Annotated in this window: 7 protein-coding genes; 3 read left to right on the top strand and 4 right to left on the bottom strand. The window is 74.3% G+C overall.

Annotation, left to right across the window (positions count from 1 at the left end):
- Positions 1–52: 52 nt before the first annotated feature.
- From HS045_RS10325 to HS045_RS10335, 3 genes are all read left to right on the top strand, one after another.
- Positions 53–3,109: a GAF domain-containing protein gene (locus tag HS045_RS10325; protein WP_196450845.1), complete on the top strand. Its 3,057-nt coding sequence runs from the start codon at positions 53–55 to the stop codon at positions 3,107–3,109.
- Between the two features lie 143 nt (positions 3,110–3,252).
- A complete protein-coding gene (locus HS045_RS10330; protein ID WP_230883520.1) occupies positions 3,253–3,894 on the top strand; it encodes a HEAT repeat domain-containing protein in 642 nt (213 codons plus the stop codon).
- A 6-nt stretch (positions 3,895–3,900) separates the two neighbouring features.
- Positions 3,901–4,980 carry a MerR family transcriptional regulator gene (locus HS045_RS10335; protein WP_196450847.1) on the top strand — a complete coding sequence of 360 codons (1,080 nt, stop codon included), beginning with the start codon at positions 3,901–3,903 and terminating at the stop codon, positions 4,978–4,980.
- Here HS045_RS10335 and HS045_RS10340 read toward each other — a convergent pair.
- The 4 genes from HS045_RS10340 to HS045_RS10355 all read right to left on the bottom strand — a co-directional run bounded on the left by HS045_RS10340 (position 4,938) and on the right by HS045_RS10355 (position 11,416).
- Positions 4,938–7,370 (bottom strand): DUF6055 domain-containing protein, encoded by a 2,433-nt coding sequence (locus tag HS045_RS10340; RefSeq protein ID WP_196450848.1) that lies wholly within the window; start codon positions 7,368–7,370, stop codon positions 4,938–4,940. The two genes, HS045_RS10335 and HS045_RS10340, sit on opposite strands and share 43 nt — an antisense overlap.
- 393 nt (positions 7,371–7,763) lie before the next feature.
- Positions 7,764–8,429 (bottom strand): response regulator transcription factor, encoded by a 666-nt coding sequence (locus HS045_RS10345; protein WP_196450849.1) that lies wholly within the window; start codon positions 8,427–8,429, stop codon positions 7,764–7,766.
- Positions 8,426–9,562, bottom strand: coding sequence for a sensor histidine kinase (locus HS045_RS10350; RefSeq protein WP_230883521.1), 1,137 nt, complete (start codon positions 9,560–9,562; stop codon positions 8,426–8,428). Before HS045_RS10350 ends, HS045_RS10345 begins: the two co-directional genes overlap by 4 nt.
- 18 nt (positions 9,563–9,580) lie before the next feature.
- Positions 9,581–11,416 carry a serine hydrolase gene (locus HS045_RS10355; RefSeq protein ID WP_196450851.1) on the bottom strand — a complete coding sequence of 612 codons (1,836 nt, stop codon included), beginning with the start codon at positions 11,414–11,416 and terminating at the stop codon, positions 9,581–9,583.
- Positions 11,417–11,499 lie beyond the last annotated feature (83 nt).

Genomic DNA, 11,499 nt, shown 5'->3' on the forward strand with positions numbered 1-11,499 from the left:
CGTTGCTGGTGGGCACAGATACGGGACGGAGACTCTCGGGGGAGATGGGACCGTGTCGGCAACAGATCGCGTTCACGACGGGCGGCGGCTGAGGACGCTGCACGCCACCGGACTGCTGGAGGCGGACGGGGCGCCCCTGCTGGACCGGGTGACCCGGCTGGCGGTGCGATGGCTGGGAGTGCCGTCGGCGATGGTGTCGCTGATCGACGCCGACCGGCAGGTCATCGTCAGCGCGGCCGGGCCCGTCGCCTCCGGCGGCGGCCGGCGGACGCCCCCGCCGCCGTCGCTGGGCCGGCACATCGTGGCGACCGACGCGCCGCTGACCGTGCCCGACGCCCGCGCCGACGCCCGCTGGGGGGGAACCGGGGCCGCCGTCGCCGGGCTCCCGCGCTCCTACGCCGGGGTGCCGCTGCGGTCCGGGGACGGCCAGGTGCTGGGCGCGCTGTGCGTGATCGACGCCGAGCCCCGGCAGTGGAGCGGTGAGCAGATGGAGACGCTGGAGGAGCTGGCCGCGCTGGCGGAGGCGGAGATCGCGGTACGGCTGGCCCGGACCGGGACCCGCCGGGGGCCGGAGGACGGGCAGGTGGTGCTCGACCGGGTGCCGGAGGACGGGCAGGTGGTGCTCGACCGGGGGCCGGAGGACGGGCAGGCGGTGCTCGACCGGGTGCCGGAGGACGGGCAGGCGGTGCTCGACCGGGTGCCGGAGGACGGGCAGGCGGTGCTCGACCGGGTGCCGGAGGCGATCGCCCGCCTGGACGCCGCCGGCGCGGTGACCGGGTGGAACGGCGCGGCGACACGTCTGTTCGGCTGGTCCGCGGCCGAGGCCGCCGGTCGGCCGCTCAGCGAGCTGATCAGTCCTGAACGGCTGCGGGGCGACTGCGCGCGGCTCCTGCGCCGGGCGTGCGGCGAGCCGACGCCCGGCCCGGAGCCGCACCGGCTGGAGCTGACCGCCGCCGACCGGTCGGGGCGGGAGTTCCCCGCCGAGGTCGTGGTGCAGGGCCGCCCCGGACCCGGCGGGACGCGGTGCCACGTCGTCCTGCACGACATCAGCGACCGCCACGAGGCCCGGCGGCGGCTCGAAGACGAGCACAGGTTCATGCAGGCGCTGCTGGACAGCCTGGACGTCGGGGTCGACGTCTGCGACGGCGACGGCCGGGTGATCCTGACCAACCTGCCGCTGCGGCGGATCCGCCCGCGGGAGCCCCGCGCCCTGGAGGAGGGGGAGACCGTCCAGATCTTCGCCGCCGACGGGCGCACGCCGCTGCGCGGCCCCCGGGTGCCGCTGGCGCGGGCCCTGGCCGGCGAGCGGATCGACGGAGAGGAGGTCATCGTCCGCCCCCCGGACATCGAGCCGCGCCGGTTCGTCGTCAACGGCCGGCCGATCGACGCGCCCGACGGGCGCCGCCTGGGCGCGGTGGTCACCCTGCACGACATCACCGTCCGGCACCGTGCCCAGACGCTGCGCTCGGCCCAGCACGCCGTGGCCCAGGCGCTGGCCGACGCCGGCTCGACCCGGGAGGCCGCCGCCGGCGTGGCCGCCGCGGTCACCGAGGCACTGGGATGGACCTACGGCGAGTACTGGCAGGTCGACGAGGACCGGGCCGCCCTGACCCGCCTCGGCCTGTGGACCAGGCCCGGACGGGATCTGTCGTCCTTCACCCGCGAGCATCCGGACGTGTTCGCCCCGGGGGAGGAACTGCCCGGAACGGCGTGGGCGCGCGACGAGGCGGTCTGGATCGCGGACAACGCCGCGGCCCCGCACGCCTTCTCCCGGGCGCAGGCGGCGCTCCGGGCCGGTCTGCGCTCGGCCATGGCCCTGCCGGTGCGCAGCGGCGGGCAGGTGCTCGGGGTGCTCGTCTTCGCCGCCGACCACCCCCAGGAGCCCGACGACGACCTGGTGGACCTGCTGGACGGCGTCTGCGCCCACGTCGGCCGGTACATGGAACGCCGCCGCGCCGAGGAGCTCACCCTCGCCCTGGCCGCGAGCCGCCGCCGGTTCGACCAGGTCGTCTCCGGCGTCAGCGACAACGTGTGGAGCGTGGAGGTGGGCGCGGACGGCTCGCTCCACTCGATGTACCAGAGCCGGAGGGCCACCCTGTTCGGTCGCCCGCTCCCGGAGTCCGCCGACGTGCCCGACCTGATCGAGCGCCGGGCCCACCCCGAGGACCGGGCACTGTACGCCGCCTTCCTCGACACCCTGCGCGGCGGGGAACCGGCCGAGGTCGAGTTCCGCATCCTCGGCCTGGACGGCGTCACGCGGTGGCTGTGGATGCGCGCCACCCCCCGCCGCGAGGGGGAACGGATGTTCATCGACGGCATCTCCACCGACGTCACCGACCGCCACGAACTGGCCGAGCAGCGCGAACGCCTGCTGATCCAGCAGCGGCAGCAGATGGAGCGCCTGCGGCAGATCGACGAGTTGAAGAACCAGTTCCTGCGCACGGTCAACCACGAACTGCGCACCCCCCTGGCCTCGGTCCGCTCCGCGGTGCAGCTCATGCACGACGACGGCATGGACGCCGCCACCCGGGAGCGGTTCCTCGGGGTGCTCGACCGCAACAGCGTCCGGCTGGAACACCTGCTGAACGAACTGCTGCTGATGGCCAGTCTGAACGCCGGGGACGTCGCGTTCGCCCCGGCCGAGACCGATCTGAGCACGCTGGCCCGCCAGGCCGTGCGGGCGCTCGCCGTCCGAGAGGGCGCCGACCGCCTGACCGTGACGGTGCGCGCCCCCGCCGCGGTGACGGCCTGGGCCGACGCCGGACGCCTGGGCCACGCGCTGGCGCACCTGCTGGACAACGCGGTCAAGTTCACCCCGGCCGGCGGTCGCGTCGACGTCACCGTCACCGCCGACCCGGTCCCGTCGATCGAGATCGCCGACACCGGCATCGGCATCGACCCGCAGGACCTCCCGCACGTCTGCGACGACTTCTACCGCGGCGCCGCCGCCGAGCGGCAGGCGATCGGCGGCACCGGCGTGGGCCTGGCCCTGGTCCGCAAGATCGTCCGCATGCACGGCGGGGACCTGCGCATCGAGAGCGAACCCGGCGGCGGCACCCGGGTCCGCCTCGCCTTCCCGGGCCCCGCCGCCGCGCCGCCGGCGGACTGACACCGTGTGCCGGACCGGACCGGACCGGATCGGCCCGGCGCCCCGGACCGCGGCCTCCTTCCGTTTGACCTTGACACGGTGACAAGGTCTTCACTGGGGCCGAGGAGGTGGTCCCGATGACCATGCCGGAAGAGGACACGAACATGGGGCGAGCACTCCGGGGGTTGGAGGACGACAGCCCGTCGGTGCGGCTGCGGGCGGCGCTGGCCGTCGGCTCGGCCCCTGACCCGCGGTTCGTCGGCAAGCTCGTCGAACGGTGCGCGATCGAGCCCGAGTTCTCCGTACGCGACATGCTGACCTGGGCGCTCACCCGGCACCCGGCGTCCGTGACGGTTCCGGGGCTTCTCCGGGAGCTCCGCTCGGAGCGCGCGCAGGCGCGGAGCCAGGCGCTGCACACGTTGTCCAAGATCGGGGACCGGCGGGCGTGGCCGGCGATCACGCGGGCGCTGCTGACCGACGCCGACGACGAGGTGGCGCGGAGCGCCTGGCGGGCGGCGGTCGCCCTGGTGCCCGAAGGGGAGGAGCCCGAGCTGGCCGGAACACTGGCGACACAGCTCGGCCGCGGCGGGCGGGAGACGCAGGTGAGCCTCAGCCGGGCGCTGGTCGCGCTCGGCGGGGCGGTCACGGCGATCCTGCGCGCCGCGGCGGTGGACCCCGACCCGCGCGTGCGCCGGCACGCGATCGCCACGGAACGGCTGCTGCGCGATCCCGAGGCCGGATTCGCGTTCGCGATCGAGGAGGCGAAGCGCATCATGGCCCTCGGCGCGGCCGGCCGTGAGGGGTGAGGGGCGGTGCTGATCGGTGACGTGGCACGGCGGTCCGGGGTCAGCGCCCGCATGCTCCGGCACTACGACGCGCTCGGCCTGGTGCGGCCGACGGGCCGTACCGGGGCCGGCTACCGGGAGTACTCCGACGAGGACATCCGGCGGATCTTCCACATCGAGAGCCTGCGATCGCTGGGGCTGTCGCTGAGCGACGTCGGGCGCGTGCTCGACGACCCCGGCTTCGCGCCCGCGGAGCTCGTCGACGACCTCGTCCGCCGGACGCGGGAACGCATCGCGGCGGAGACGGAGCTGCTCACGCGGCTCCGCCGGGTCGCCGCCGCGGAACCCGGAAGCTGGGAGGAGGTCCTCCGGATCGTCGCCCTGCTGCGGGACCTGGGGTCGAAGAGCGCCGGCAGGCGCCAGCACGCGGCCCTGTCCTCGGTCGAGGCGGCTCCGGCACCGGTGGAGGCACTGGCCGAGGCGGTGCTGAGCGAGACGGACCCCAATGTCGCCGGAGCCCTGCGGTGGGCTCTGGCGCAGTCGGGCGACGGCGCTCTGGCACCGCTGGCGGAGGGCCTCGGCTCACCGGTGGCCGAGGTGCGCGGACGCGCCGTCCAGTCCGTCGCCGAGATTCCGGGCGCCGCGGCGACCGCACTGCTGGAGGACGCCCTCGCCGACTCCGACATCGCGGTCCGCAGGCGTGCGGCCCTGGCGCTCGGGGCGCGCGGGGTGGCCGACGCGGTCCCGACGCTCATCGACATGATCGTCGATGCGGCGCACGACGTCGACGCGGCCGACGCGCTGAGCGCGCTGGCGAGCCGTCCCGCGTCGGCGGAGCGGATCACCGCCGGGCTCGTCGACCGCCTCGCCCGCGGCGCGGTCGACGTCGAACCGGCCGCACGCCTGCGGCTGACCCAGGCGCTCGCGGACATCCCGGGAACCGCGGCGTCGCGTGCCCTCGCGGACCTGTCCCATGACGACGACCGCGCCGTCGCGCTCACCGCGGCGTACATCATCGGGATACGCGACTCCGTCGCCGATCGGGACACGCGACTCCGCCCCCGTCAGCCGAAGGCGCGCACCTCCAGCAGGCCGACCGAGGCCTGACCGCTCTTCAGCACGATCCGGAGCCTGGTGGTCGTGACGGCTTTGAACGTCACCGCGTTGTAGGCGCCGGCCTTGATCCCGTAACCGCTCGCCCCGGAGACGTTGGCGTACTTCTTGCCGTTCCAGTACTGCAGCTTCCACGAGGCCGGGACGCGCACCCCGCCGCCGTCGTCGAAGAAACGGACCTGCGCCGACCTGATCGTCCGAGCCGACGGCCAGGTCAGCTCGGCCCACTGGGTGCCGGTCTCGGGCCAGGTGCCCCAGCGCGGATCGGAGTCGCGGCCGTCGTTGATCGCCGCGACGCTCTCCCAGGGCGAGGTGTACGAGGCCGAGGCCTTCGCGGCCGTGGCCAGGTTGACCGGGGCGGTGCCGCCGCCGGTCGTGGGGGTCGGGGTCGGGGTGCCGCCGCCGGTCGTGGGGGTGGGCTTGGGGGTGGCGGTGCCGTTTCCGGCGGTGGCGGTGGGGGTGGGCTTGGGGGTGGTGGTGCCGTTTCCGGCGGTGGGGGTGGGCTTGGGGGTGGCGGTGCCGTTTCCGGCGGTGGCGGTGGGGGTGGGCTTGGGGGTGGTGGTGCCGCCGGTCGTCGGGGTCGGGGTCGGGGTCGGGGTGGTGCCGCCGGCGAAGGCGAGGTCGTCGTCGCTGAAGACCGGATGCGACGGGTTCACGTCCGACTCGCCGGCGCGGCCGTCGCAGCCCCGGTCCGGGGCGAACATCAGGTACGTCCCCGAGGCACAGGCCTCGGCGGGTTCGGCGTCGCCGCCGACGACCACGCTGCCGCTGAGCCTGGCCCCGCCCTGGACCAGGGCGTTGCCCTTGACCACCGCGTTGCCGCCGACCGTGGCGCCGCTGTTGACCCAGGCCAGGTCCTCGATGCGGGCGTTCCCGGTCACCGTGGCGTTGCCGTACACGGCGGCCCGGGGGCCGACGTAGGCGGTGGCGGCCACATTCGCCCGGTTGTCCACCCAGCCGCCGCCGTTGGAGTGCCAGTGGCCGCCTCCCGGTGCGGCGGGCCGTACGTGACCCGGTTCGAAGCCCCAGGGGACGGCCCCCTGGAGGCGGAACTGGTAGGGATGGCGGTACTGGCGGGGGTGGCCGTCCCGGAAGAAGTCGGGCTTGTGCACGGTCTTCGGCGCGCCGGTGACCACGAGGTAGACGTCCTTCTCGCCCGGCTGGGTCTGGAAGGTCACCTCGCCGTCGGGGGAGCCGTGGACGGAGCCGTAGCGGGGCTTGCCGTCCTTCACCGCGACGAACCCGTACGACCATCCCGACTGCGCCGCGGCGTTGACGTGGCCCTTGAACCGCAGCCGGATGAGGCCGCCGTCGCCGCTCGGCACGAGGCGGATCTTGTTGTAGCCGTAGTCGCCGGGGGCCAGCGCGTCGGGGATGCGGAAGTGGCCGGCCTTGGCGTTGACCGCCTCCACCGCGACGCCGTTGTAGGCCGTGACGAACGGATACAGGTCGTTGATGAACGGCATGACGTCCGCCCGGTTGGAGTAGTCCCAGGTGACGTTGCGCTGGGCGTACTCGCCGAGGCGCCGGTTGAGCTCCGCCTGGTCGATGCCCGCGACCCTGCGGTACACCTCCAGCGGGTGCTCGCTCTCCCGCGCCTCGTTCCAGATGCGGTTGACCATGGCCAGGCCGTCGCGGTCCTTGATGTACTGCAGGAGCATCCAGGCGCCGTAGTGGTGGCGGCTGCTGCTGTAGGCGAGGTTCTCCGTGCGGATGAACCGGGTGAGGTCGCCCGCGGCCGTCTTGGGATAGACCTGCATGGCCATGAACTCGGCGCTCGCCTCCCAGAACGTCCCGGCGCTCTGGTGGGTGAACCCGTAACCGGGCCTGCCGAGGAACGTGTAGTTCTGGAACACGTGGGCCAGTTCGTGGGCCAGGCCCCAGGAGCCCGGCTGCGCGGCCCCGGGGGCGACGTTGATGACGCCGACCTTGCCGTCGGTCGAGCCGCCCGTCGCCCACGCGTCGAGCGGCGCGTCGGACCAGGTCGTGGTGACGATCACAATGATCTTGTGCTGTGCCAGCAGACCGGTCTCCGGCGTGAAGCGCATGGTGTCGACGTAGAAGGAGTAGAGCTTCTCCAACTGGCCGAGCACGTCGGCGGGGTCGAACCGGTACTGCGCGGGCGCCTTCGTGGGGTCGGTGCCCGCCTTGTCGCCCCAGAGCAGGACGAAGTTGGCCGACTCCTTCGTCCGCTCCTTGACCCAGGGCACCTCGCCGGTCTTGGCCCAGCGCTCCGGGATGAAGACGGTCTTGGCCAGGGCGGAGGCGGACCTCGCCGCGGCGACGGCGGGACGGCCGTGCTCCGCGGTCGCCGGCGGTGCGGACAGGACGGACGTGCCGAGGAGCGTGAGGAACGCGGTCGTTCCCGCCCACGATCGCCGCATGCAAGGACCTCCAGGACAATGCCGAGTGTTAGCGTTAACACTTCGTGGTCGTGGTCACGGGGTGTGACGTCTTCAAGCGGACATGAGTATTGGCCCGGCTATAAACCCTGTCAAGGCCGGTCCCTGTTCCGAGAGGGGAATCCGGCCGGTGGTCTGCGGAACCCCTCCGTCGCGCCGCTGAAAGTTACACGGCCCCGCCGCAGGGCCGTCGGAGGTCGCGCGGCCTTCGCCGCTGCGCCGTCAGAGGCCGCACGGTCGTGCCGTCGTGCCGTCGCGTCGTCGCGTCGTCGTGCCGTCGCGTCGTCGCGTCGTCGTGCCGTCGGAAGGTCGCGTCGTCGCGTCGTCGCGTCGTCGGAAGGTCGCGCGGCGCGCCTCGGGCGGGGATCGGAGGCGTCAGCGGCGCCACTGGCCCGGCTGGACGAGGCCGGACTCGTAGGCGCAGATGACCGCCTGGATCCGGTCGCGCAGGCCGAGCTTGGACAGCACGTTGCTGACGTGGCTCTTCACCGTGTGCTCGCTGACCACCAGGGCCTCGGCGATCTCGGGGTTGGACAGGCCGCGGCCGAGGAGGGCCAGGGTCTCCCGCTCACGGGCGGTCAGGGCGTCCATGCCCGGCACCGCGACCGGGGGGCGGGCGCCGCGCCGGATGACGTCGTCGATGAGCCTGCGGGTCACGGCGGGGGCGAGCAGCGACTCCCCGGCCCTGACGACGCGGACGGCGTGCACCAGGTCGTCCCGCCGCACGTCCTTCAGCAGGAAGCCGCTGGCCCCCGCGTGCAGGGCCCGGTAGACGTACTCGTCGTTGTCGAACGTGGTCAGGATGATCACCCTGGCGGCGGTCTCGGCGCAGATCAGCTCGGCGGCGGCGATGCCGTCCATGACGGGCATGTGGATGTCGAGCAGGACCACGTCGGGCGCGTGGAGGCGCGCCGCCTCCACGGCCCGGGCCCCGTCGCCGGCCTCCGCCACGACCGTGATGTCCGGCTGCGTGTCGAGGATCAGGGTGAAGCCGCTGCGCACGAGCTCCTGGTCGTCGGCGACCACGACGCGGATGGTCACGCGGCGGCTCCCGGCAGGCGCACCGAGAGGGCGAAGCCGCGCCGGCCCGGCCCGTGGCCGAAGGACGCCGTCCCGCCGCAGGCCGCCGCGCGCTCGCGGACGCCCACCAGCCCGCGCCCCGCTCCGCCGGTGTGGCCGCGGCCGTCGTCGACCACGTCGATCACGAGCGCGTCCGCCCGCCAGTCGAGCCCGACCGCGACCGTGCTCGCGCGGGCGTGCTTGACGACGTTGGTGAGCGCCTCCTGGACCACCCGGTAGGCGGCGGCCTCCACGTCCGGCGGCAGCGGACGCGGGGTCCCGCTGACGGTCAGGGCGACGGGCTGCCCGGCGCGGTCCACGCTCTCGACCAATGCCCCGATGCGGGCCACCGTCGGGGCGCCCTCGGACGACTCCTCCCCCAGCAGGCCGAGCAGGCGGCGCAACTGGTCCATCGCGTTGCGCCCGGCCGCGGCGATGGCGTCGAAGGCCGCCTCGGCGCGATCGGGAGCGGGCCGTACGGCCAGCGGCCCGGCCTCGGCCTGCACCACCATCAGACTGATCGCGTGGCCGAGGATGTCGTGCATGTCCCGGGCGATCGCCGCCCGCTCCCGCTCGACGGCCCGGCGCGCCTCCATCTCCTTCTCGCGTTCGAGCTGGCGGGCGTGGGCCTGCCGGGTGGCCGCCGCCCGGCCCATCGCCCAGGCCGCGACGTACATCACCAGCCCGCGCACCGTCGTGTCCGCGCTCGGCGCGCGCAGGACCACTCCGGCGAGCTGGGCGGCGGCGGCGCCGGTGAGGAGGGCCAGCCCCCAGGCCCGCTCGCGCCGCGAGCCGTGCACGGCCACCGTGTGGACCGCGATCAGCAGCGCGTACGGGACGGGCTGCGGCGCGGTGTCGGGATCGTTCAGCAGGTACGCGCCGGTCGCTGCGGCCACCGCGAGCAGGACCGCCAGCGGTGCGCGCCGCCGCCAGACCAGCGGCAGCACCTGGCCGAGCACCGGAAGGTACTGCAGGATCGTGTAGCCCGCGACCGGGTCGGCCTCCCGGGCCGTCAGCAGGAAGGGGGCCGAGTGCGCGGCCAGGGCGGCCAGGGTGACGGCGATGTCCGTGGCGAGCGGCGGGATCCGACGGACGGCACGGACAGTGGTGCTCATAAGTGAGTGGATCATAGCTCAGGTGTGCGTGAGGCCGGCGAGGTTGTACGTGACCGCCACGACGGCGAACGCGGTCACGCCCAGGGCGACCAGCGTGTAGGCGATCCGGCCCGGCGTCCGCCACCAGCGCTTCCGCCAGGCCGCCGCAGCGCAGACCAGCAGGGCGGCGGCCAGCGGCACCGTCAGCGACGCCACCGCCAGCAGCGCGATCAGCACGGGCGCCCCCTCCAGGACCAGCGGCAGCGCCCGGGCCTCGTCGGCGAGCAGACTGCCGAATCCGGCGGTGAAGACGACCACGAGGGCGCCGGCCAGCCAGGCGAGCAGGCGCGGGAGCCGGGGCCCGGCAGGAGCCGGAGACGACCGCCGGCGGGCCGCCCGCACCGCCGACGCCACGGGGAACCCCAGCAGGGCGGCCAGCGAGGCGAGGAGCCCGGCGGCCAGCAGGGCGAGGTGCAGCGACGGGTGGTCCAGCGGGCCGATCCGGTCGAAGACGACCGTGCTGCGGCTGATCGCCAGTTGCCCCGGCTCGGGGAAGGCGATCCGGTCCCAGCCGCCCTCCTCCTGGAAGACGCCGGGCGCGAACTGCGTCCAGCGGACCTGCCGGCCCTTGAACCCGGTGGTGAGGACGCCGCCGTCGGCGGTCGCGGTGACGTGCACCGGGGAGTCCGTGAGCGCCTGCACCTTCAGGATGCTGCCGTGGCTGGTCCGGCTGCTCTGGTACCAGCCCTCGTACCGCTCCGCGGAGGCGCCGGGCAGGGCCGTGACGGCCGGCGGGCGCGCGTCCGGGAGGTAGCGATCGATGATCTTGTGGACCAGCTCGAACCCGTCCAGCCCGTGCCGCCCGGTGCCGTCGCCGTTGGACATGACGTGGACGCCGATGCCCCGCTCCGGCAGCAGGAACATGTAGGTGTGCATGCCGGGCATGTCACCGGCCTTGAAGAGCAGGCGGTGCCCCTTGTACGGCGACTCCTCCCACATGAAGCCCATGCCGGGCAGCCGGGGGTCCTCGGTGTGCTGGCGCCGCTGCATCTCGGCCGCCACCCCGGCCCCGAGCCGGGAGTCCAGCTCCAGCTGGGCCTGCAGGTACGCGGCCATGTCCGAGGAGGTCGAGGTGGGTCCCGCACCGGAGGCGGCGAAGTTCGCGCAGTCGGCCGTGGTCGTCGAGCCGTCCGCCAGGTAGGCCTTGGTGTCCCCGAGCCCGCCGCAGGCGATCGCCGAGTCCTTCATGCCGAGAGGGGCGAACACGTGGCGTTCGACGTACTCCTCGAACGGCGTCCCCGAGACCGTCTCCACCAGGTGTCCGGCCAGGGCGACGCCGTAGTTGCTGTAGGAGACGCCGGTGCCGGGCGGGCGCAGCCGGGCGGGCTGGGTCGCGGCCAGCGCCTCGCCCAGCGGCCGGACGTCCGAACCGCTGCCCAGGACGTGGTCCTCGTCGAATCCGGCCGTGTGCGTGAGCAGGTGCCGCAGGGTGACCGGACGGCCCGGGTAGGTGTCGCGGATCTCGAAGGAGGTCAGGTAGGTGTTGACGTCGGCGTCCAGGTCCAGCTTCCCCTCGTGGACCAGCTGCAGGGCCGCCTGGGCCGTGAACAGCTTCGTCTCCGACCCGATCAGGAAGCGCGTGCGCTCGGGATCCACCGGCAGGCGGCGCTCCGCGTCGGCCCAGCCGTACCCCTTGTCGACCACCCGCCGGCCGTCGGCGACCACCGTGACGGTCACGCCGGGGATCTTCTCCGCGGCCATGGCCGCGGAGACGTGCTCGTCGACGAGCGCGCCGACCTCCGGGAGATCCGAGGGCGGGGCGGCCTGCGCCGGGGTGGTCGCGAGGACCAGGGCGGTGATGAGTTCCAGCAACATGCCCCAAGACTCGCGCGGCGCCCCCCTCCGGCACATCGCCGACGCCACCCATCCCGTCGTCCCCCGCGCGGGGGAGGGGCCGC

The organism is Planomonospora sp. ID82291 (genome assembly GCF_015711645.1).
In the GTDB taxonomy this organism is placed as follows: domain Bacteria; phylum Actinomycetota; class Actinomycetes; order Streptosporangiales; family Streptosporangiaceae; genus Planomonospora.